Origin of the sequence: Deefgea tanakiae (assembly GCF_019665765.1) — a bacterium.
Lineage (GTDB): Bacteria > Pseudomonadota > Gammaproteobacteria > Burkholderiales > Chitinibacteraceae > Deefgea > Deefgea tanakiae.
The window spans coordinates 2,907,093-2,927,630 of the sequence record NZ_CP081150.1; the positions used below are offsets into that span (position 1 = coordinate 2,907,093).

Below are 20,538 nucleotides of genomic sequence, written 5' to 3' on the forward strand. Positions count from 1 at the left end.
AGTCTTTTTAATTTGATTGCCAGTGATAGCGAGTCAGGGCTACCTCTTTAAAAGCGGACCAATCTCGTTGCCGCAAACTCGGTTATGCAGCTCTTAATGGCACTACGTTATTCGGCTTGCTGGTTTTGCCGTTTAGAAAATCAGCCCAAGCTTGCATCATCACAGCGCGGTGCTCTAGCAGGTCGTCGCGGTTGTAGGCGGCCTCTGATTTGTTTTCGATCTCATGCGCTAAAGCTCTTTCAGCCCAATCACCCGGGTATTGATTCACGCTTGCCCAATCTCGGAAAGATGATCTAAAGCCGTGTGCGGTTGCTGTCCGTTCGCCTGTGTTGCTGTGGGCGTTTTTCTTGCGTAGAAACATCGTCAATACGCTATCGGATAGGGGTTTTTCAGCTCTAGGGCTTGGAAACACCAAAGTCGGGTGCTGGCCTTGCTGCGCTCTCAATATCTCCATTGCCGAATCAGATAAGGGTATGCGGTGAGCTATGCCCATTTTCATCCGTTCGGCGGGTATCGTCCAAATTGCGCTGTCTAAATCTATTTCAGCCCAAGCCGCGCCGCGTATTTCGCCAGATCGTGCAGCGGTCAACATTAAAAACATCAAAGCATTAGCGCTCACACTTTGGCGACTAGATAGATTGCTGGCAACAAAGGCGGGAACGTCACGCCATGGCATGGCAGGGAAATGCTCCACCCTTGCGGCCTCGCCTTGCTTGGGTAATAGGTAACGAACTACATCAACGGGATTAGCTGCAATAAAGCCATGTGCCCAAGCCCACCCCATCACCGCGCTCATGCGTTGTTTCACTCGGCTGGCTGTTTCGGCTTTCTTTAGCCAGAAAGGGCGCAATACATCGGCAATGTGTTTTGGTGTGATCTCAGTAACGGGCATTGCACCTATGTGCTTGAACACATAAATGTGCATGCTGTTTATCCAATCGTTTACATGCTTTGGATTGCTCCAGCTCGGCGCTAAGTCTTTATGCAGTATTTCGGCAGCCTGTTGGAATGTGGGCGTTGCTGGTGCTGCTTTCTCTCGTGCTTTCGCATCAAGCGGGTCGATGCCCTCAGCAACGAGCTTGCGCATGGCCTCGGCCTTTTCTTTGGCGCTGGCAATTCCTATTTCAGGATAACTACCCAAGCCAGCATCGCGGCGTTTTCCCGTGAGGGGCGAAACAAAGCGCAATTCCCATCTGCCACGGCCTTTAATCTTGCTTGGAATTAATCGCAAACCCATCACGCCACCATGAGGTAGCGGTTTATCGTCGGGCTTTATCGCTTTTGCTTTGGTATCAGTGAGAATCGCCATTTTCTTTACGCTCCTTTGTCTTGCCTGCTAACCCCACATTTTACCCCACACGATAGGTGGGCTTTAACGGGAATCATTGGGAACATAATAGCACATCACTAGGGTGAAGGCCTTGTTTTTGCTTGTGTTATGGGAGTTGCTGGGAATCGCTGAAACAATAAATTTGCAGTTTCTCCCTCCACCAGACTCCCCTTGTTGTATTCGCAGTATTCTATTTTCTCCCCTTGTTTTAAATCCCAAATTGAGTACTTGCCCTTACAATGGTAAATCCATCTGTTTGAGTCATTGATCATGAAAAAACTATCGCTCGATAAAATTCTGCAAAGCCAAGGCTTTGGTTCTCGCAAAGGCTGCCGTGATTTAATCGAGGACGGTGACGTTTCGATCGATGGCGTCGTGATTACCAAATGGAAAACCGAATTCGTACCGCAAGGTTTGGTGTTTCAAGTATTCGATGAAACGTGGGAATACCGCGAAAAAGTCTATCTGGTGCTCAATAAACCAAGTGGCTATGAGTGCTCACGTAAACCAACGCATCACCCTGCGGTGCTGACGCTGTTTCCACAGAATATGGAATGGCGTGATGTGCAAACGGTGGGGCGACTTGATCATGACACCACTGGATTGCTGCTGTTGTCGGACGATGGCGCTTTTATTCATGCGCAAAGCTCACCTAAACGTCACCAACCGAAAACCTATATCGCGACCACCGCTGAGGCGGTTACGGACAAATTAGTCGCTGATTTATTGGCTGGCGTGCAATTGATTGATGAGAATGCACCGATTGCAGCACTCGTTGCCAATAAAGTGGCTGAAAATCAAATCGAGATGATTTTGGAGCAAGGCAAATATCATCAAGTGAAGCGAATGTTGGCCGCCGCTGGTAATCATTGCAGTGCATTATCGCGCGTACAAATTGGTGGCTTAAAGTTGGCTGATTTGGCTTTGGCCGAGGGCGAGTGGCGTTATTTAACGGCGGATGAATTGCTGCTTTTGCAGCGTGATTAAGACGTTAAATTTATAGCGGGTATATGTCTCTATGCAGCTTTTGGCTTTGCCCCTACAGACATACCCGTTTGTTGACTGCTTTGAATTTGACTCACCAAGGCGCTGAGATCTTCTTGGCTCAGCGCTGATTTACTACTCACCGCAGCTTTTCGTTTTAGAATCGCCGCTTGTAGACTCTCTAATAATTCATAGATCGAGTCGCCATCTACGCCAGCGCGCACCATATTGACGACACAGCTCGGGTGAAAACTGCTGTCGCTATGGTCAATTTGCAGCGCATTAATCGAAAGTTCGATTTCCAGCATCATATTGCGCATTGGCTGCGTCGGTATATTGCTACACAATAAAATAAAATCATTCCCCGTAAAACGCCCAATGGTAATTGCGGCATCACCGGCAATATCTTTGAGTACCCTTGCCGATTGGCGTAAAGCCATATCCCCAGCAACAAAACCATAACGCTGATTGATTTCTTGAAACTGCTTCAGATTGACGCAAATCATCGCGAACGATTGCTGGTATTTCTGCGCGCGGCGAAATTCTTTGATGGCGCACTCTTCAATACCACGCCGATTCAATAATCCGGTGAGCGCATCATAACGCGCGAGCTTCACCAACCGAGTATGCAGTCGATGTGATAAAGCGTTGTGATAGGCATAGGGCAAAACCAATTGGCTAATCAGCAGCGTAATGAGCAAGGTTGCATGGAAGTTGTCTTGCGGAACCAGCCCAAGTCCGAGCGCTAAAAAAGTAAGCGCAAAAATAAGCAGACTAGAGAGCAATAAACTACGTGGCACGGCCCATTGCTCATCGTTATGGGCAAGGCGCGCCTCATAAGCAATCACCAACCACACGGGTACAGAGATCAGGCACATTAAACTTAATGCTGTTTGGGGGTAGACCACACCTAAAGATTGCAGCAGCAATACGAATACCGCGGCAGCGAGTGCCATCGCCCACCAACCGAGTAGCGCAGGGCGGGCAAAAAAACGACGCGTTCCTGCTAGTAGGACGAGCAGACCACTGATCCAGACGATAGCTGCAGCTGCGCCGTAATCGGTATTGAGCAGAAAGACCAATGTAATACTGCCAGCCGCGAGCAATCCCCCGCCGCAAGCGATCGTGCCCAATCCACGTTCAGAATGGTGGGATCGAGTCAGTAAAATATACTGCGCAATCGCGATGATGCCGCTGAGACCTGTTGCCCACAGTAAAGAAGTGAATGAAATTGCAATTTCCATAGTTTGCAAAGTACATGAAAACCCTAGTGTCGTGGGGTATGAGTAGATAGATGGTGGATGTTTGCAGACAGAATGCAACGAATGGTTATAATCCGAATATTCATCCTGGAGAAATACAATGTCAGCACTGATTTGCGGCTCAATGGCCTACGACACAATTATGGTCTTTCCCGACCAGTTTAAAAAGCACATCTTGCCTGAGCAAATCCATATTTTGTCAGTGTCTTTTTTAGTGCCTGAGATGCGTCGTGAATTAGGCGGTTGTGCGGGCAATATTGCGTACACATTGAAAATGTTAGGTTCAGAGCCACTCATTATGGCAACAGTCGGTCAAGACTTCGGTGTTTATGCGACGTGGTTGGATCAATTGTCAATCTCACGTGCTTATATCTCCGAGCAAGAAGGCTTTACCGGCCAATGTTTTATTACGACTGATTTAGACGACAACCAAATCACGGCCTTCCACCCGGGCGCGATGGGCGTGTCGCACTTAAATCAAGTGAGTGCTGTAAAAGAAAAACTCGCCATTGCGATTGTGTCGCCCGATGGTAAACAAGGCATGCAAGACCATAGCCGCCAACTCGCCGCCGCAAAAGTGCCATTCATTTTCGATCCGGGTCAAGGTATGCCGATGTTCAGTGGTGAAGAGTTGATCGAATTGATTGAATTGGCCGACTACGTCACCCTCAATGATTATGAGGCGGAAATGCTGGGTCAGCGTACCGGTCTGTCGATTGCTGAAATTGCAGCCAAGGTTAAAGCCTTGGTCGTGACTTTAGGCGCAGAAGGTGCGCAGATTTATGCGGATGGCGTGCGTCATGATATTCCTGCCGTGCCAGCAGCAGCGGTGCTCGATCCTACTGGGTGTGGCGATGCGTTCCGTGCGGGCTTATTGCATGGCTTGATGCGCGGCTGGGATTGGCCAACCACAGGTCGCTTGGCCAGCCTATTGGGCAGTATCAAGATTGCTCAGCGCGGCGGGCAAAATCATAAATTTACTCTGGCGACATTGAACGAGCAATACCGTGCCGCATTTGGTAGCGAATTGCCGCAGTAAAACGGCGGCTTAGTTAATAAAAAGGCGACTCAATGAGTCGCCTTTTCTTATTTATTGCGGCAAGCAGGACAGTCGCCGGACTGCTTGTCGGCTTTAAAGTCTTTACGGATGGTTTCGATAGGCCATGGCTCACCGACCCTACAAAATGAATCGGCAAGGCTGGCTTGCCATGCATTGTGTTGATTTTTCTGAATTAACTTCCAAGTGACTTTACTATTTTTAGTCCATTCTTGCTTCGAATTGCCCCAGCCATAAGTGCGGTACTGATTGGTCTTGCAGTCGATGCCTTCAAAAATAATATTTTGATTGCCGCCAGATTTTGGGCCTACCGCAACGACATAGCGGACAACTTGGTCTTTACCCAAGCTCAGGCTATCGAGCGCAATTTTATAGCTGTTAGACTTCATTTCTTGGTAAAACTGAATCGGTGCCCACGCTTGCAGTGTGGCAATCGTTGGAAATTGAAAATCTTGTTCCTGTGGGATTGGTGCTGGCGCATTGATGCGACTAAAAATATCTTTGAATCCGCCGCCGTCTGCGCCCATACCGTCAGGCGTGTGGGCATCATATTCTGCCGCTTGTGAGAATCCCGCTAGTAAAGCAGTCAACAGTAGAATATTGCGCATTAGAATTTTCCATCCAGTCAAAGTGGGCACATCGTAGCAAGCATTGCCGACTGGCTCAATGCTCGATACGGTGAATAGGTACGATTTTACCATCTCGTTCACTCAACCACGCCGGTTGCAATGTCACATGATCAATGCCGTAATCATTTTCTAGCATTTGATTGAGCTGCAAAATCAAGCTAGGCCAAGCCAGTGGTTCACTAATTATTAAGTGTGCCGACAAGGCTTTGCGCTTGCTGCCAATGCTCCAAACATGCAAATCATGCACTTCGACAATGCCAGGTACGGCAGCGAGGCGCTCGCCTACTTGGATCAGATCAATGCCGTCAGGCACGCCCTCCATCAGTAGATGGGTGGATTGGCGGAGTAAATTCCAAGTTGAACGCAAAATCAGTAGCGAAACAGCAATCGACAAGATCGGATCAATCGGCATCCAGCCAGTGAAATAAATCACCGCGCCAGCAGCAATCGCGGCGACTGAGCCCAATAAATCACCCAGCACATGGATCAGTGCCGCGCGGCTATTGAGGTTGTCATGATCGTGCGATAGCTGCCAAGCGGAAAACACATTCACCAGCAGGCCAATCACGGCAATCACCATCACCCCCATACCATTGACAGGCTCTGGGTGCAGTAGGCGCTGTACGGCCTCGACGATAATCCACACCACCAAGGCAATCATCGTCAGGCTATTAACCAGCGCGCCAATTAATTCGGCACGGGCGTAACCATAGGATTTACCGGCATTCGCGGGGCGCTGACCAATGACATTGGCAATCAGCGCCAGCAGTAAGGCCGCGCTGTCGGTCATCATATGACCCGCATCAGAAATCAAGGCCAATGAACCAGACCAAATACCGCCAGCCAATTCGATGAAGGCAAAGCCAAAGGTAACTACCAGCGCAAAAATCAGGCGTTTTTGTGAGGTGGGTACGCCATGGTCGTGATGGTGGTGACTGTGGTCGTTGCGATGGTCGTGCTTGGCATTGTGCCCATGCGGTCTATCGTGCGGATGCGGGTGTTGCTCACCTTCTGGATGTTGGTGATTCGTATGTGGTGCGTAACTCATGATGGGAGGTCCAGATTAAAGATCACTTCAACACAAAATCCACCTTCAGGCAGATTGCTTAACTGTAATTTGGCGCCGTGCAGATCGGCGATGCGACGAACGATAGAAAGCCCTAGACCCACGCCGGGCTGTGCTTGGCCCGGCGGGCGATAAAAGCGCTCACCCAGACGAGTTAAATCGGCCTCGCTAACGCCAGGGCCATCGTCAGTGACGCGGAGTCGCACCCCGTTGATCTGAATTTGAATGCTTGCAGCTTTTCCCGCGTAATGTCTTGCATTATCGAGTACATTTCTCAGCAATAAACCCAATAAAATCGGTTGCCCACGCATTGGAGTCGCTTGATCGACAATCAAATGTCCATCATCGATGGGTAAATCTGCTTCGATGAGCGCGGTTCTGGCTAAGTCGGGCAAAGAGATCGCCTCAAACTCAAGCTGTTCGCCATGCTCAAGACGTGACAGAGCCAACAGTTGAGTCACAAGTCGTGTCGTTCGATCCACGCCGGCTAGCGCTTTGCCGAGTGCTTTTTCACGAATTTCTGCGCGTGGACTATTCTGAGCCAGTTCAATTTGCACGCGTAGTCCTGCCAGCGGCGTGCGTAATTCATGTGCTGCATCGGCAGTAAAGCGCCGCTCACGTGCCAAGGTGTTGCTGACTTGGGCAAATAAGGTGTTCAGTCGATCGCGCAGCGGTGTGATTTCACAAGGCACCGCAATCTCAAGCGGATTGAGATTATTCGGTTCGCGTTCGGCGAGTTCGGCAGTCACCAACTTGAGCGGTTTCAGTCCTTGGCGAATGGCCAACAATAGCAAAGGCAGCAGCAACAAAAACGCCCACATTGCGGTTTCGCCTAAATGCTCGCTGAGTTCATGAGCAATTTTTAATTGATTGCGCTGTGGTTCGCCCACGATGAGTTGCCGTTCATCGTCTTGTCGCACCGTGATTTGCCAAGCATGTCCTTGGTGTTGGATTAAATAAGGGTATCGACTGGCTGCGGGTTGCACCGGAAAAGCCGTTGCTAGACTGCTAATGACTTCGCCGCCTTCACGATCGCGCAAGCTAAAACCTAGCACCACGTGTTTATCTCGATTTTTATACAGTGCTGGTTTTAAATCATCTTCATCGCCTAAGTTTTGCCACAACATATCGGCGTAGGCGGTGAGTTGGCGATCAAGTACTTCCGCCGTTTCTTTGCGCGCCTCGTGTAGTAAAACGACACTAAAGACAATCCACGCACACAAAGTGGCGAGCGAAACCAGTAAGGTGAGGCGGCTGACCAGCGAGTGATGTAGCCAATGTTGAATGCGTTTAATCAATCGGACTCCAAGCGCCAGCCTAAATTACGCACATTACGAATCACTTCACGGCCGAGTTTTTTGCGTAAATGCGAAAGATGCACATCGAGCGTGTTGCTCTCAATATCGCCTTGCCAGCCATAGAGTTTTTCATCGAACTGGCCGCGTGATAAGTAATGCGGATAATTGGCCATCAGTAGATGGAGTAATTTAAATTCCATCGCGGTTAAATCAAGCGTTTGCCCATGCTGGCTGGCGGTTTTGTGGATGGGGTCGAGCTGAATGTTTTGCCAAGTCAGGCTATTTTCGCTTCGTCCCTGTGCGCGGCGCAGCAGCGCATGGATGCGGGCAATCAACTCACCCAAGGCAAAGGGCTTGATTAAGTAATCATCAGCTCCTGCATCCAGGCCTTTGATACGATCCTCGATAGAATCTCTGGCGGTGAGTAGCAGTACCGGCAAATCGCCCAAATGACGGCGAATCCATGCCAGTAATTCCATGCCGGTGAGGCGCGGCATCGCGATATCGAGTACCACTAAATCAAAACTGTGCTCGGTTTGCAGCGCGCTGCGCCCGGCTTCGCCGTCGTGCAACCAGTCGACAACAAAACCGGCATCAACCAGCCCATCTTGTATGCCTTCACCGAGCAAGAGATCGTCTTCGACCAATAAAATACGCATTAACTATGATCCGAAACAGAGTGGGCATTGAGATCTATGTCTTTTGGATATTCGTTTGCACGCTTATACCCATGTAGCATGGCTACGGGCAGATTTTCTTTATGCCGCCAGCTTTCAAAAATCGCAGCAGCCACATGCAAGCCCACACCAGCGAGTAAAGTATAGGCGAGGATTTCGTGTAACTCCTCCAGCCATTCTTCACCAAAAAAAGCATCGGTTCCCATCATATAGCCAGTCGTACCCATGGCTATGACCATGCACAATAAAAACAGCATCATGATGGCGCCAGCCGGATTGTGTCCGAGATAGCGCGGATGCTCGCCGCGCAATTGCGCGCGAACATAATTGAAAACTCGGCTTGGGGTAGGAAACCAGTCGCTAAAGCGCGCATGTTTGCTGCCTATGAAGCCCCAAATTATCCGACTGCCCACAATCGCCAAAGCGGCATAGCCTTCCCAGCGATGCAGCCAATCTCCTTCTTCGTTAATAAAATTGCCTAATACCGCAATCGCCAAGCCCCAGTGCAGCAAGCGAACCATCGGATCCCATACTTTGATCTGATTCATGATGCCATTGGCTCCTATAGGTATTGCGCTGTAGTCATTGTTTAATAATGCCTACAGCGAAATACATCATTGGTGATTAGTCATCAATTTCAGATTTAACAATATCTAGCGTTTTAGGGTCGAAATACACTTCCACTTTTTTGCCGTCTTTGTTGTGGCCATAAATTTCGTAGCACTCGCCCGAGGTTTTGAATTTTTTGACCTTGTAACCCATCGCTTCGATCTTCGCTAAAGCGTCAGATTGCTTAAGCCATTCGGCTTTCGGGTGGGCGGTACATTTGGCGCCTGCAAAGCTCAATGAAGAAGCCGCAATCGTTGCGACGGCAAATAATGTAAGTAATTTCATGGTCTTGCTCCAAGTGGTTTGTTGAGACAACGCATGCATTGGAACAGATCAGAATTAAGTGAAAATGAAGCCTGATGTAGAAATCAAATAAGGGGGTGAGGAGGTGTTGCTCAGTGAGCTGGATATGCTGCGCTATTTATGGCGTTAGGACGATTTTCACGACGTTGGAATCGGCTTCACTTTTTTGCACAAAGCCAATCGCATACGGATTGCTACTGAGTGTTTGTTTTATTTCATTGCTGTCTTTCAGTTCACGTGGTGCGATGCCTTTCCCCGTAAAAGTTAGCCTAGCCCAGTAAGCGCGGGCTTGTGCATCACTGCGATTGAGCACTTTGGTAAAAAATTCATCATTGTTATTACCTTGTGCCAGTATGAGCGGAACAGGTGTACCGCCGTTGGGAAATTGTCGGGTTTTACTAAGGTAGATGTTGCTGACCTGTTCACGGCTGAGGTTGGGCACTGTACTGCCCGTACCCATGACCACCACGACTTCGGCACTCACCAAAGAGGACGCAGTGAATGCAATGGTGAATAGAAAATGAGTGAATTTCATGATGCACCTAAAATACAAAATCAAGATTAAGGGTGTAGATCATCAAGCTGCCATCAAAGCCATTAGGTGTGCCCAACAATGAGGTCGGAAAGCTGGCTAAGCCGCCACTCGAGCCAATGTCCGAGGAGCGATAATTGACGTAATCAATTTGGGTTTTTAGGGCGATATTCTTGCCAACATCCCAGCGCAGGCCTGCGGTGAATGTGCTGTGATCACCAAGACCGCGGCCAAAGCGACTTTGGTTGAGATAATTGAGCTGAGTTTTGATCGCTGGCGTTGCTAGAGAACCAGCTTGTAAATTCATTTCATCGTCGCGGATATGCGTTGCGGCGAGTGCCAGATAGGGCGTGAAATCACCGTATCGATATCCGAGCATGGCGTACCCTGCTACGACATCTCCAACCGTAATACTTTGACTCTGACGATAAACCAACTCAGCTTGAGTCAACCATTGCTCATGGTCATACACCACCGCTAGCGTGGTGATGTGATTGCTGATTCGGTCGAATTTAACACGGGTATCGATCTCGGTCTGGCAATTGCTGCACTGGCTGACCGGTAGCGTTGCGATGGCTTGGGAGGCTTTCTTGCCTGTCACAGAGTTAAACGTTGCATTATTGTAGCTATAACCCAAGCGGACTTTGTAGGGGCCTTCAGACCACAGTGCCGATAGCCCGAACATCTGGTGGATGTCGCTACTACCTGCATTGAAATCGATGGACGTGGTGCCAAGATAGGTCTCTAGTGTGAGTTCACCCTCCCCCAAATTGCGTGACCAAGAGGCTGAAATACCATCCAGATTTGAAATGCTATTGACGTTGTAGACTTCGGGCGGTGGTCGCACCATCGTTTGCGCATAAAACACATTGCGGTAATCCGACATCAGCAACACGGGCGCTATGGTTCGGCCCAGTTTGATATTTAGCTCAGGTGATGCATCCCAGCTGAGATAAGCCCATTCGATTTGTGGCGCTTGGCTGCCTTGATAATCTTGTTTGCTCAGTAGTTGCACCACGCCTTTGACGACTCCGCGCGGATTGACGATTGCCTGTAAGGAGAGCTGACTGTCACCATCAAAGCGAGTTTCATTTTGTGCACCATATTTTTGTCGTGGGTCGACCCGTACGGTGGCGACCGAATCATCGCCGTGAAACGCCCCCAAGGTGCCAAAGCCATTGATTTGTAACCAATCATCTACTTCTAATGCAATGGCTGGGGCACATAGAAAATAGCAACAAAGGAAAATACGCATTGCTGGCATAGAATAAATCAACTTGGAAATGCAGATTAGATATCTTGGGTATAAACTATCTAATGGAGGCTTGCTCTGCTTTTTGGTTGAATTTCATGCTGCGAACTCACATTCAACGAGTGTTTGGTATGGTGATCTTGGGCGCAATGGCTGGCGCACAAGCGCAGCTGCGTGCCTGCGCCAGCGATGTTGACCAGCCGCCCTATTTATCGACAGAGAGTCGGCGCGGAGCAGGTGGCTTAAGCATTGATGTTTTGGCGAAAGTGCTGGAAAAAAATGGCCAAGTGATGCCGAAAATCGAGCGTTATCCATGGCTGCGTTGTCTAAAAATGGCGGAAGAGGGCGAAATTGACCTCGTGCTGAATGTGCCAACCGCACAGATTGATCCGAAACCTTTTTGGATTACCGAGCCGTTTACTGTGGTGCATAGTGTTTACTATTTTTCACCACAGCGTTTTCCAAAAGGCTTAGAAATTTACGATTTGGAACTGCTTAAAAAGTACAAGCTCTGCAGTTCGATGGGCGTACGTTATGAAAGCTATGGGATTAACAATGTTAAAGTCGACAGCGGAGCCAAAGATTTACTGGCCTTAGTGCGCAAAACCAAGGCCGGTTATTGCGATTTGTTCATCGAGAAACGTGAAGTGGTCACGATGCTCGGTCAACAAAATGCCACGATCGCGACTGAATTGGGCCAACTTCAGCAGCGGCCGTTACCAGAAGAGTTCCCCGTGGGTTTGCATTTTGCCATTAGCCGACGCACTGCTGAGGGTGAGGCCTTGCTTGCGCAATTTAATTTGGCGATTGCTGAGCTGATTCGAACAAAACAGATCCAGCGGGCGCTGGTGCACTACTTGATTGCTGCTCCTGTTGCCAGCGCTAGTCCGCGCCCTAAGCAATAGCATGATTTTCTGAGTTACCCACTTTTTTGTCGACGAGGTATGCAGCGGTGATTGAGCAGCCTTGTTACAATGGCACTTTGCCCGTTTGGATTGTGCCATGACTGCCCGCCTTGCCCCCCAACAAATTGCCGATTTATCGGGACTCAATTGTCCACTACCGATTTTGCGCACCAAAAAAGCCTTGGCAACGATGGCGGGTGGCGAAGTATTGCAAGTCACATGCACCGATCCAGCCACGCCGACCGATTTCGCCGCTTTTTGCCGCCAAACAGGGCATGAGCTGATTGAGCAATGGAATGAAGACGCGAAGTTTTTATTCTTGATTAAGAAACGTCCAGACTAAATTGTTGATGTATATGATGCCAGCCATTGATTTAAAGTCGCTAGATGGCAATACCCATAAAGGAATTCATGATGACTCAAAGTATTACAATTGCTCGCCCTGATGATTGGCATTTGCACCTGCGCGATGGCGCGGGTTTGGCCAGCGTGTTGCCACATACCGCACGTGAGTTTGGCCGCGCGATTGTGATGCCGAATTTAAAGCCGCCAGTAACCAATGTGACCTTGGCGGGCGAATACCGTGATCGCATTATGGCTGCATTGCCAGCAGGCATGTCGTTCCAGCCTTTGATGACGCTTTACCTCACTGATAACACCACGCCAGAGGACATTGTTGCTGCAAAAAACAGCGGCTTCGTGCACGGCGTGAAGCTCTACCCTGCTGGCGCGACGACCAATTCCGATGCCGGCTGTACCAATGTAAATAATGTGCTGCCAGCGATTGAAAAAATGGCCGAAGTCAGTCTGCCATTTTTGGTGCATGGCGAAGTGGTCGATGCGGAAATCGATATTTTTGACCGTGAAGCTGTGTTTATCGACCGCGTGATGCTGCCACTATTGGCCAAGTTCCCAAATCTGAAAGTCGTTTTTGAACACATCACCACCAAAGACGCGGCTGATTTTGTCTTGAGCAGTGCCGATAATGTCGCCGCCACCGTAACCGCGCATCACTTACTGATGAATCGTAACGCGATGCTCGTAGGCGGTATTCGCCCGCATCTATATTGCTTGCCGGTGCTCAAACGCGAATTGCATCGCAAAGCTTTGGTTGAAGCTGTCACTAGTGGCAGCAAGAAATTCTTCCTCGGCACCGACAGCGCGCCACACGCCAAAGGCGCAAAAGAAACCAGCTGCGGCTGCGCGGGGATGTACACAGCGCACGCTGCCTTGCCGCTCTACGCTGAAGTCTTTGATTTGGCCGGCAAGCTCGATCAGCTCGAAGCCTTTGCCAGCTTGAACGGCCCTGCGTTTTACGGTTTGCCAGTCAGCAGCGAAAAAGTCACTTTGGTCAAAGAAAGCTGGGTTGTGCCTGCTGAATATCAGTTTGCCGATAGCGTGGTGGTACCGCTTCGCGCCGGTGAGTTGGTGCAGTGGAAACTCGTTTGATGGCCGAGGGGCGTACGACCGTCATCCATCGCGGCGCGTTTACCGTGGCGTGGTGGACGGCGGGTTTGGTGATGCTGGCTGCAGGGTACTGGGGCTTGCCGCTGATTCAGTCCGATCAGTTTGAAAATCACTTTTTTGGCCTGTTTTACTACTCGATTTTGGCTGGCATCGTGCTGTTTTGGGCTTTACCGAGTGAACAGCGCTTTGAAAACGGCCTGTTTGAGCGGCGATTTGTTTTGCTGGGCCTGCTGGTGCTGTGGAAAAAATCCACGCCGCTCAGTGCGTTCACAGAGATTCACTACGAGCAAGACCCAAATCTCTTTCGGAATGACACGGTTTGGGTGATGGTGTCGGGGTCGGATGACAATGGCGAGCGTTTTGCGTTTGCCAATTTCTCGGCGACGGCAGCCAATATTGAAAAAGCGAAGGCGATTGCTGCTGCTTTGTCACTCGCGACGGGTTTACCCATTAATGTGCCAGAGGACGACGGGCAGTAATGTTCGTGATCTGTAGCAGGTCTTTTTATATGTATTGCTGTATAGACATTATTAAATATGCCCTACAAAGATATACGCTGGTGCTTGCTGTCCTGTGATCCCTGCTAAGCTTATTGATTAAGCAAACGTCGACATACTGCTTTCCGTGCTACTACTGATGCCTCCGCCGGCGTCGTAGCTAGCGCTGGCATTCATTGTTGTGATTTCCGCGTGTTCGTTGGCGACGCTGATTTCGGCTTTTTCAATCGCCTCGCCGACGGCTTCAATCTCTTTTTTCGCGATTTTGGCGTCTTTTTGATCGGCTTCAGTTTTAATTTTTTGATTTTCAATCGCCAGTAATAGCTTGAGCTTTTGTGCAAGTTCTTTGGCGAGAGCAAAAAAAGCTTTGTCACCGGCATCACCTTGGCGCGAAGTATTTGGCGTTGTCGCATTATTTTCTAATTGATCTTTAGTCTTTTCCTCCGCCTGATCTTGCGCTACGGCATCCTCTGCGCTGGCTGCTGCTGTAGTTGCTTCGGCGGCGACTTGCGCGGCTTCGGCCATTTGGGCCACATCGACACTTTGTTCCGCGCCCTGCTCGGTAGCTGCCGTGGCTTGCGCGGTATTGCCTTGCTCGCCATTGACGGTCGGCATGACCATGTTGCCAACACTTCCCGACGAGCCACCGTATTGCGCCACTAAAGCTTTAAGCTCTTTTGCTAATTGTGCAACCATGCGCGGATTGCCGCTGCCGATATGAGCAAAGCGCAGCGCATTTTCAATTTGGGCTTTGAGTTGCGCCATGCGCGCTTGCGCTGCTTGTTTGCGACTACTGACCATTTCTGTTTTTTGGCTTTGCATTTGTTTGAAAAAATCGAGTCCAATATTTTTAGGCTCGGATTTTTTATCCGCTTGGGCCTCATCCAAACGTGGTCGAGCTAAACTAGGCAGAAGTAGTGAGGGTTGAAACTTGATGGAATTCATTCAAAGGGACTCCCGCGAGATACCTAACTTATCGGCAATTATCGTGGAAGTTTGAAGTTAATAATCACATTTCAAAACACGAGTGACATTGTGGGAGCAGTATGGCGTGATATCTAAAGCGTTGAGGTGGGTGTGATAATTTGGTGTCATGACGTGCATGAGATGATGCTTACTCAGCGGTTTGGCCGATTTTTGTCGGCCATCCGCCTGATAATATTACAACTCAAAAAATTAGGTATTGCTCTCGGGCGCTTTGTTTTTAATGCGCGTAATCCTATACGCGCCAATTGCTAAAACGAGTAGCAACAAACCCCAAATGCTAAACCCCAGCCAGCGCCAGAAACTCCACGTCGTGCTATCGGGCTCGGCGATCTCGATATTGACGACATTCGGGAACCAAGACATCACATCAAAACGCCAACCGTAAGACGTAATCAGCGCGGTTTTCTTGTCAAATTCCAGCGTTTTGGCTTTGGCTTGCAAATCGGCAGAATTAAACTTGAAGTAATACGGCCAGCCCCAGCCTGTATCGATGTTTTTGTAGACGCGAATAATATCGGTCGAATGATTGGTATAGATGTAATACACATCCACCGTTGGGCCATCGCTCGGATTGGCTTTACTAATCGGGCCATCTTTGTCAGTGAGTTTGACCTCTACACCCGTAATCGTGGTAATCGATTTTTCAGGCAAGAAAAAATCCAGCGTGACGGTGCCGATGATGGCCAGTAGCGCCAATAGGATAAACAGTGGTTTTCTGAGCTTGTGCATGGTCATTCCATAGGTCTGATTATTTTGCTGAGTTGTTTTATACCAGAGTCCTACTACAGGCGTAAGTACTTGCTTGATTGGGTCGGGAATCGGTAGTAAAAATACGTAATGCTAAAGCCCCTATGATTTGTACTGGTATACTCCAGCAGTTCTACCCTCACTTTGGATTCACAATGTCAAACGCTTGCCCACAGTGCACTCTTGAAAATACCTATCCCGATGGTGAAAACTACGTCTGCGCGGACTGTGGTTTTGAATGGCCGATGGTCGTGGCTGAAGAAGAAAGCGATGTGCGTATCGTTAAAGACGCAAACGGCAATGTGCTGCAAGATGGTGATACGGTGGTGGTCGTTAAAGATTTGAAAGTGAAGGGCACTTCGAGTACTTTGAAAGTCGGCACCAAAATCAAAGGCATTCGGATTGTCGATGGCGATCACGAAGTGGATTGCAGGACAGATCTAGGTCAGATGATGCTAAAGGCCTGTTTCTTGAAAAAGGCTTAATCTCGAATCAATAACGGCAATAAAAAATGCCCGCACATCAAACGATGTAGCGGGCATTTTTTATTGAAACGTTAGATTACTTTTTCGACTTTGCGTGGTCGCTTATTTCTTTGACATCGCGTGGCCGCCAAAGGCATTACGCATCAGTGACAACATTTTCATCGCGTAATCATCATTGCCGCGAGAGGCAAAGCGCGCGTACAAGCTGGTTGCCATCACTGGCGCAGGAACGCCCAGCTCAACCGATTCCAGCACCGACCAGCGGCCTTCGCCTGAATCAGGTACGTAGGCGTTCAGATCAGCTAGTTCAACGTCATGCGAGAATGATTCAGCCACCAAGTCGAGCAACCATGAGCGCACGACTGAGCTGTGGCGCCAAGTTTCAGCGATTTCAGCTACGTCCAAATCAAATTCTTTTTTCGCTTTCAACATCGCAAAGCCTTCAGCAAACGCTTGCATCATGCCGTATTCGATACCGTTGTGTAGCATCTTGGTGTAGTGGCCAGAGCCAGCAGGACCTGTGTGCGTCCAGCCGCGATCTGCGCCCGGAGCCAAGATTTTCATGAATGGCTTTGCGATGTCTGCGGCGTCTTGATCGCCACCAAACATCAAGCAATAACCGTTTTGCAAGCCCCAAACACCGCCAGAAACACCTGCGTCAACGAACTTGATGTTCAGTGCTGAAAGTTCAGCTCCGTGGCGTTGGCTGTCTTTGTACATCGCGTTTGCGCCGTCGATGATCAAGTCACCCGGTGCCAACAAAGATTTCATTTCGGTAAAAGCGGCTTCAGAGATATCGCCGGATGGCAACATCAACCACACCACGCGTGGCGTTGGAAGCGCAGCGATCAATTCAGGTACGCTGGCAAAAGCTTGAAAATTGGCTTCCTCAGACGCCAGTTGGTTACGAGTTTCTGCGCTTACATCAAAGCCAAAAACGTTCGCACCACCGCGAGAGAGACGACGCGCCATATTGCCGCCCATTTTGCCCAAACCGATCATTGCGATATTCATGCTCATTTCCTTGTAGGTTTTGCCCCGCCCAATACGATGCGTATTAAGCGAAAAGCAGGTGCTTTTATCGGTATTACGCCTACCACCGAAGCACTATGCAGGCTTTTTTTTGATTTGTATTAAAGTTTTGGACTCGCCGAAGGCCTAAGCTAGCCCAAATTATTTATTTGGTCGCGCTATTATGCCCTCTTTAGCCCCACAATTGCCGCAATTAATTTGCCCTGCGGGCAGTTTACCTGCCTTAAAAGCAGCCATTAATGCCGGCGCTGATGCGGTTTACCTTGGTTTTAAGAATGCCACCAATGCGCGCAACTTTGCAGGCCTTAATTTTACCGACTCCCAGCTTAAAACGGGAATTGAATATGCACAATCCCAAGCTCGGGAAGTTCTCATTGCCATTAATACCTATCCGCAAGCAGGGCGAACGGCCGAATGGCATCGCTCCATCGATGCGGCCGCTGATTTAGGCGCCAATGCCGTTATTTTGGCGGATTTGGGTTTGCTCGAATACGCCACGCGCCGCCATCCGAATTTGCGCCGCCATTTATCAGTGCAAGGCTCTGCAACCAACTTTGAAGCGGTTAATCTGGCTTACGAACACTTTGGCGTGAGCCGCGCCGTATTGCCGCGCGTGTTGACCTTGCCGCAAATTGAATACGTCATCAAAAACACCAAGGTCGAAATCGAAGTGTTTGGCTTTGGTAGCCTCTGTGTGATGGCCGAAGGCCGCTGCATTCTATCGAGCTACGCCACCGGCGAATCGCCAAATACCCATGGGGTGTGTTCACCAGCAAGCCATGTTCAATGGCTACCCAAGGGCGATACCCTAGATACTCGCTTAAATGGCATTTTGATCGATCATTTTGAAAAGGGCGAGCCGGCAGGGTATCCAACGCTATGCAAAGGTCGATTTGAAGTTGATGGCGATACCTACTATGCAATGGAAGAGCCAACTAGCCTAAATGCGCTGTCAGTTCTGCCCGAGCTGATGCGAATCGGCGTCAAAGCGATCAAGGTTGAAGGTCGGCAACGCAGCCCCGCGTATGTCGGCGAAGTGACCGCGACCTTGCGCGCCGCGATCGATGCGGCGAGCGACCCGCGTTATTCAGTCAACCCTGCCTGGCAACAGGCGCTGGGCAAAGTTTCCGAAGGCCACCAACAAACACTGGGCGCGTATAGCCGCCCGTGGCGGTAAAACCATTTGTCCACGAAAAACACGAAAGGCAAGAAATAAAACCAAGCCAGTATGCGTTTGAAATTCTGCGGCGACGTACTAAGCAAGTTGTTCGTGCCTTTCGTGTTTTTCGTGTTTTTCGTGGACTTCAGCTTTTAAGGTTTAAGTTTTGAATTTATCGGGAAAGAATATGCAACTCACCCTAGGCCCCTTGCTGTATTACTGGTCACGGCAAGCCACGCTAGATTTTTATGCGGCGGCTGCCGATTGGGATGTCGAAACGATTTACTTGGGCGAAGTCGTCTGTGCGCGGCGGCATGAATTGCGGACTGCCGATTGGTTGGCGCTCGGTAGCGAGCTGCGCCAAGCCGGTAAGAACATCGTTTATTGTTCGCAAGCGCTGCTTGAATCCAGCTCGGATTTATCGTCTTTGCGCCGCTTTGCGAGTGAGGGCGGGATTTTAGAAGCCAATGATTTGGGCGCAGTCAAAATCGCGCGTGATTTGCAGATTCCTTATGTTGCGGGCACGCATCTAAATATTTACAACGGCGCAACGCTCGATTGGCACCAACAAGCAGGGGCGACTCGTTGGCTGCCGCCGTTGGAGGCGAGTCAAGCCAGTATCGCGGCCACTTTGCTGGAGGCCACGCAGCCGATTCAAACCGAAGTCTTCGCGCATGGTCGTTTGCCGCTGGCGTTTTCGGCGCGTTGCTTTACTGCTCGTCATTATGATTTGAGCAAAGATGCTTGTGAATTTAAGTGTCTTGAGCATGCGGATGGTCAATTGCTCAATACCCGTGAAGGTCAGCCTTTTTTGCGTCTGAATGGTATTCAAACGCAATCGGCGGCTTGTCATGCCTTAATTAATGATCTAGCCAGTGTGCGTGCTTTAGGTGTGAGCCATTTGCGGATTAGCCCGCAAGCGCAGTTCACCGCTGACATTATAGCCGCCTACGCTGCACAACTCACTGGGCCAACGGCAAGTGCTGTCGATTGGGCGCGGTTCAATCCCGAAGGCTTGGTCAATGGTTATTGGCACGGTGAAGCCGGAATTCGTTTAGAGGAAATCGCATGAAACTACCAACGCCACTGCTGAAGTTACTACAAGCCCTGCCTGAAACACCGCCCGCGTTCGCGGTGGTGACCGGCTTAAATCTAGTGCAAAAACAACTTTGGCCCGAAGAAGACTTTTCGTGGTGGGAAGGTCGCCAAGTACGGATGGCAGTGACCGATTTTGATTTTGGCATCACCTTGAGCTACCAAAACGGCCGCTTTGTTTGTGGCGATGCGCCAGCAGATGTGACTTTAACAGCGAGCTTGGCCGATTATTGGTTGATTGCGCGTCGGCAAGAGGACCCGGATACGCTGTTTTTTCAGCGCCGCTTGAGCATTACCGGCGACACCGAGTTGGGTTTAACGCTGAAGAATTTGATGGATGCCACTGACTTTGCGCCACTATTCAAAATTTTTCCCAAGCCATTGCGGCAAGCTTGGGGTGAATAAGTGTTTTAGTCGCTTAACGCTTAGGCCAATTGATTGGGGCGTCAATTGGAAGGGATCACACCTATGTATATTTTTACATAGCCGCTTACAGCAAAAGGCTCGTAAGCTAGCGTCCCATTCATCTGCTGGATACGGTTTTTATGCGTTTTTCAATCATGGCCTGTGCCTTAGTTCTTTCTGTTGGCGCACATGCAAGTGAGCTTTCAAGCTCAATTGGTAATGAGTATTTTGGTGTGCACTACAGTCATGACCTCAATCAACTCAAACTGAGTGCCGATTTGGTGCATAACTTTGATCACGAAGACACGATTGCAAATATTGGCCTTGGTAAAAATATTGCTCTAGGTTCAAACACGCTTACCGTAGGGGCAAAAGTTAATTTCCTTGATTTTAGATACCAAGAAACTGAGTATGCCATGTCTTTTGGTGGCGACTTAGCAATTCCCCTCACGTCACAATTTGCGCTATACGGTAGTGCATATTGGGCCCCTGAATTTGCGGCCTCGGGTAATTTAACAAGTTATGTTGATGCCGCTGCTGGCGTTCGATTTAACATTAGCAAGCCGCTTTCAATTGACCTTGGCTATCGCTACAGCCAAGCTGAATTTGATTCGCACTATACGCGTACGGTGGCCGATGGCTTGTATGCGGCTGTGGGTTTTAATTTCTAAATCAAATTTGATTTGGCCTGTGATTAATTCAGCGCTTTAATATTGCAATAAAAAACGGCCCCTCTTTACAGAGTGGGCCGTTGTCATTT

24 protein-coding genes are annotated in these 20,538 nt (G+C 49.4%); 11 read left to right on the top strand and 13 right to left on the bottom strand.

Going from position 1 to position 20,538, the window contains the following annotated elements:
• Window positions 1-82: 82 nt before the first annotated feature.
• On the bottom strand, window positions 83-1,309 hold the full coding sequence (locus K4H28_RS13545) for a tyrosine-type recombinase/integrase (protein WP_221005679.1): 1,227 nt from the start codon (window positions 1,307-1,309) through the stop codon (window positions 83-85).
• A 291-nt stretch (window positions 1,310-1,600) separates the two neighbouring features.
• Between K4H28_RS13545 and K4H28_RS13550 the strand changes: the two genes are divergently transcribed.
• On the top strand, window positions 1,601-2,317 hold the full coding sequence (locus K4H28_RS13550) for a pseudouridine synthase (RefSeq protein WP_221005680.1): 717 nt from the start codon (window positions 1,601-1,603) through the stop codon (window positions 2,315-2,317).
• Window positions 2,318-2,346: 29 nt separating this feature from the next.
• On the opposite strand, the gene K4H28_RS13555 is transcribed toward K4H28_RS13550, so the two are convergent.
• Entirely contained in the window at window positions 2,347-3,558 is a 1,212-nt protein-coding gene (locus K4H28_RS13555; RefSeq protein WP_221005681.1) for a GGDEF domain-containing protein, read from the bottom strand.
• A 118-nt stretch (window positions 3,559-3,676) separates the two neighbouring features.
• Between K4H28_RS13555 and K4H28_RS13560 the strand changes: the two genes are divergently transcribed.
• Complete coding sequence (locus K4H28_RS13560; protein WP_221005682.1) at window positions 3,677-4,615, top strand: carbohydrate kinase family protein; 939 nt, start codon at window positions 3,677-3,679, stop codon at window positions 4,613-4,615.
• Between the two features lie 47 nt (window positions 4,616-4,662).
• Here K4H28_RS13560 and K4H28_RS13565 read toward each other — a convergent pair whose 3' ends face one another.
• The 8 genes from K4H28_RS13565 to K4H28_RS13600 all read right to left on the bottom strand — a co-directional run bounded on the left by K4H28_RS13565 (window position 4,663) and on the right by K4H28_RS13600 (window position 11,011).
• Window positions 4,663-5,241 (bottom strand): CNP1-like family protein, encoded by a 579-nt coding sequence (locus K4H28_RS13565; protein WP_221005683.1) that lies wholly within the window; start codon window positions 5,239-5,241, stop codon window positions 4,663-4,665.
• A 55-nt stretch (window positions 5,242-5,296) separates the two neighbouring features.
• The gene (locus K4H28_RS13570) at window positions 5,297-6,310 is read right to left on the bottom strand and encodes a cation diffusion facilitator family transporter (RefSeq protein ID WP_221005684.1); all 1,014 of its coding nucleotides are present in this window, start codon (window positions 6,308-6,310) and stop codon (window positions 5,297-5,299) included.
• Complete coding sequence (locus K4H28_RS13575; RefSeq protein ID WP_221005685.1) at window positions 6,307-7,626, bottom strand: ATP-binding protein; 1,320 nt, start codon at window positions 7,624-7,626, stop codon at window positions 6,307-6,309. Before K4H28_RS13575 ends, K4H28_RS13570 begins: the two co-directional genes overlap by 4 nt.
• A complete protein-coding gene (locus K4H28_RS13580; RefSeq protein WP_221005686.1) occupies window positions 7,623-8,285 on the bottom strand; it encodes a response regulator in 663 nt (220 codons plus the stop codon). The genes K4H28_RS13575 and K4H28_RS13580 overlap by 4 nt, the downstream gene beginning before the upstream one ends.
• Window positions 8,285-8,851 (bottom strand): cytochrome b/b6 domain-containing protein, encoded by a 567-nt coding sequence (locus K4H28_RS13585; protein ID WP_221005687.1) that lies wholly within the window; start codon window positions 8,849-8,851, stop codon window positions 8,285-8,287. The genes K4H28_RS13580 and K4H28_RS13585 overlap by 1 nt, the downstream gene beginning before the upstream one ends.
• A gap of 76 nt (window positions 8,852-8,927) precedes the next feature.
• The gene (locus K4H28_RS13590; RefSeq protein ID WP_221005688.1) at window positions 8,928-9,197 is read right to left on the bottom strand and encodes a PepSY domain-containing protein; all 270 of its coding nucleotides are present in this window, start codon (window positions 9,195-9,197) and stop codon (window positions 8,928-8,930) included.
• Window positions 9,198-9,333: 136 nt separating this feature from the next.
• Window positions 9,334-9,750 carry a type 2 periplasmic-binding domain-containing protein gene (locus K4H28_RS13595; RefSeq protein ID WP_221005689.1) on the bottom strand — a complete coding sequence of 139 codons (417 nt, stop codon included), beginning with the start codon at window positions 9,748-9,750 and terminating at the stop codon, window positions 9,334-9,336.
• 7 nt (window positions 9,751-9,757) lie between these two features.
• Window positions 9,758-11,011, bottom strand: coding sequence for a hypothetical protein (locus tag K4H28_RS13600; protein WP_221005690.1), 1,254 nt, complete (start codon window positions 11,009-11,011; stop codon window positions 9,758-9,760).
• An 86-nt stretch (window positions 11,012-11,097) separates the two neighbouring features.
• Here K4H28_RS13600 and K4H28_RS13605 point away from each other — a divergent pair, with 86 nt between their 5' ends.
• The 4 genes from K4H28_RS13605 (at window position 11,098) to K4H28_RS13620 (ending at window position 13,850) form a co-directional block, all read left to right on the top strand.
• Window positions 11,098-11,904: a substrate-binding periplasmic protein gene (locus K4H28_RS13605; protein WP_221005691.1), complete on the top strand. Its 807-nt coding sequence runs from the start codon at window positions 11,098-11,100 to the stop codon at window positions 11,902-11,904.
• 97 nt (window positions 11,905-12,001) lie between these two features.
• A complete protein-coding gene (locus K4H28_RS13610; RefSeq protein ID WP_221005692.1) occupies window positions 12,002-12,247 on the top strand; it encodes a sulfurtransferase TusA family protein in 246 nt (81 codons plus the stop codon).
• A gap of 71 nt (window positions 12,248-12,318) precedes the next feature.
• Window positions 12,319-13,353, top strand: a complete 1,035-nt coding sequence (gene pyrC, locus K4H28_RS13615; RefSeq protein WP_221008061.1) for a dihydroorotase — start codon at window positions 12,319-12,321, stop codon at window positions 13,351-13,353.
• A complete protein-coding gene (locus K4H28_RS13620) occupies window positions 13,338-13,850 on the top strand; it encodes a hypothetical protein (RefSeq protein ID WP_221005693.1) in 513 nt (170 codons plus the stop codon). Before pyrC ends, K4H28_RS13620 begins: the two co-directional genes overlap by 16 nt.
• Before the next feature lie 117 nt (window positions 13,851-13,967).
• On the opposite strand, the gene K4H28_RS13625 is transcribed toward K4H28_RS13620, so the two are convergent.
• Both K4H28_RS13625 and K4H28_RS13630 read right to left on the bottom strand, forming a co-directional pair.
• Window positions 13,968-14,813, bottom strand: coding sequence for a hypothetical protein (locus tag K4H28_RS13625; RefSeq protein WP_221005694.1), 846 nt, complete (start codon window positions 14,811-14,813; stop codon window positions 13,968-13,970).
• Window positions 14,814-15,044: 231 nt separating this feature from the next.
• Entirely contained in the window at window positions 15,045-15,584 is a 540-nt protein-coding gene (locus tag K4H28_RS13630; RefSeq protein WP_221005695.1) for a DUF1523 family protein, read from the bottom strand.
• Window positions 15,585-15,757: 173 nt separating this feature from the next.
• On the opposite strand from K4H28_RS13630, the gene K4H28_RS13635 reads away from it, so the two are divergent.
• Window positions 15,758-16,087 (top strand): zinc ribbon domain-containing protein YjdM, encoded by a 330-nt coding sequence (locus tag K4H28_RS13635; protein ID WP_221005696.1) that lies wholly within the window; start codon window positions 15,758-15,760, stop codon window positions 16,085-16,087.
• Between the two features lie 102 nt (window positions 16,088-16,189).
• Here K4H28_RS13635 and gnd read toward each other — a convergent pair whose 3' ends face one another.
• Window positions 16,190-17,101: a phosphogluconate dehydrogenase (NAD(+)-dependent, decarboxylating) gene (gene gnd, locus K4H28_RS13640; protein WP_221005697.1), complete on the bottom strand. Its 912-nt coding sequence runs from the start codon at window positions 17,099-17,101 to the stop codon at window positions 16,190-16,192.
• Between the two features lie 181 nt (window positions 17,102-17,282).
• Between gnd and ubiU the strand changes: the two genes are divergently transcribed.
• The 4 genes from ubiU (at window position 17,283) to K4H28_RS13660 (ending at window position 20,449) form a co-directional block, all read left to right on the top strand.
• Window positions 17,283-18,296 (top strand): ubiquinone anaerobic biosynthesis protein UbiU, encoded by a 1,014-nt coding sequence (gene ubiU, locus K4H28_RS13645; protein ID WP_221005698.1) that lies wholly within the window; start codon window positions 17,283-17,285, stop codon window positions 18,294-18,296.
• Between the two features lie 169 nt (window positions 18,297-18,465).
• Window positions 18,466-19,350, top strand: a complete 885-nt coding sequence (locus K4H28_RS13650) for a U32 family peptidase (protein WP_221005699.1) — start codon at window positions 18,466-18,468, stop codon at window positions 19,348-19,350.
• The gene (gene ubiT / locus K4H28_RS13655) at window positions 19,347-19,778 is read left to right on the top strand and encodes a ubiquinone anaerobic biosynthesis accessory factor UbiT (protein WP_221005700.1); all 432 of its coding nucleotides are present in this window, start codon (window positions 19,347-19,349) and stop codon (window positions 19,776-19,778) included. Before K4H28_RS13650 ends, ubiT begins: the two co-directional genes overlap by 4 nt.
• A 140-nt stretch (window positions 19,779-19,918) precedes the next feature.
• Window positions 19,919-20,449: a YfaZ family outer membrane protein gene (locus tag K4H28_RS13660; protein ID WP_221005701.1), complete on the top strand. Its 531-nt coding sequence runs from the start codon at window positions 19,919-19,921 to the stop codon at window positions 20,447-20,449.
• Window positions 20,450-20,538: the final 89 nt, after the last annotated feature.

Coding starts and splice junctions, on each gene's coding strand:
- K4H28_RS13545 (WP_221005679.1), bottom strand. CDS start 1,309: ATGGCGATTCTCACTGATACCAAAGCAAAAGCGATAAAGCCCGACGAT.
- K4H28_RS13550 (WP_221005680.1), top strand. CDS start 1,601: ATGAAAAAACTATCGCTCGATAAAATTCTGCAAAGCCAAGGCTTTGGT.
- K4H28_RS13555 (WP_221005681.1), bottom strand. CDS start 3,558: ATGGAAATTGCAATTTCATTCACTTCTTTACTGTGGGCAACAGGTCTC.
- K4H28_RS13560 (WP_221005682.1), top strand. CDS start 3,677: ATGTCAGCACTGATTTGCGGCTCAATGGCCTACGACACAATTATGGTC.
- K4H28_RS13565 (WP_221005683.1), bottom strand. CDS start 5,241: ATGCGCAATATTCTACTGTTGACTGCTTTACTAGCGGGATTCTCACAA.
- K4H28_RS13570 (WP_221005684.1), bottom strand. CDS start 6,310: ATGAGTTACGCACCACATACGAATCACCAACATCCAGAAGGTGAGCAA.
- K4H28_RS13580 (WP_221005686.1), bottom strand. CDS start 8,285: ATGCGTATTTTATTGGTCGAAGACGATCTCTTGCTCGGTGAAGGCATA.
- K4H28_RS13585 (WP_221005687.1), bottom strand. CDS start 8,851: ATGAATCAGATCAAAGTATGGGATCCGATGGTTCGCTTGCTGCACTGG.
- K4H28_RS13590 (WP_221005688.1), bottom strand. CDS start 9,197: ATGAAATTACTTACATTATTTGCCGTCGCAACGATTGCGGCTTCTTCA.
- K4H28_RS13595 (WP_221005689.1), bottom strand. CDS start 9,750: ATGAAATTCACTCATTTTCTATTCACCATTGCATTCACTGCGTCCTCT.
- K4H28_RS13600 (WP_221005690.1), bottom strand. CDS start 11,011: ATGCCAGCAATGCGTATTTTCCTTTGTTGCTATTTTCTATGTGCCCCA.
- K4H28_RS13605 (WP_221005691.1), top strand. CDS start 11,098: ATGCTGCGAACTCACATTCAACGAGTGTTTGGTATGGTGATCTTGGGC.
- K4H28_RS13610 (WP_221005692.1), top strand. CDS start 12,002: ATGACTGCCCGCCTTGCCCCCCAACAAATTGCCGATTTATCGGGACTC.
- pyrC (WP_221008061.1), top strand. CDS start 12,319: ATGACTCAAAGTATTACAATTGCTCGCCCTGATGATTGGCATTTGCAC.
- K4H28_RS13625 (WP_221005694.1), bottom strand. CDS start 14,813: ATGAATTCCATCAAGTTTCAACCCTCACTACTTCTGCCTAGTTTAGCT.
- K4H28_RS13630 (WP_221005695.1), bottom strand. CDS start 15,584: ATGCACAAGCTCAGAAAACCACTGTTTATCCTATTGGCGCTACTGGCC.
- K4H28_RS13635 (WP_221005696.1), top strand. CDS start 15,758: ATGTCAAACGCTTGCCCACAGTGCACTCTTGAAAATACCTATCCCGAT.
- gnd (WP_221005697.1), bottom strand. CDS start 17,101: ATGAATATCGCAATGATCGGTTTGGGCAAAATGGGCGGCAATATGGCG.
- ubiU (WP_221005698.1), top strand. CDS start 17,283: ATGCCCTCTTTAGCCCCACAATTGCCGCAATTAATTTGCCCTGCGGGC.
- K4H28_RS13650 (WP_221005699.1), top strand. CDS start 18,466: ATGCAACTCACCCTAGGCCCCTTGCTGTATTACTGGTCACGGCAAGCC.
- ubiT (WP_221005700.1), top strand. CDS start 19,347: ATGAAACTACCAACGCCACTGCTGAAGTTACTACAAGCCCTGCCTGAA.
- K4H28_RS13660 (WP_221005701.1), top strand. CDS start 19,919: ATGCGTTTTTCAATCATGGCCTGTGCCTTAGTTCTTTCTGTTGGCGCA.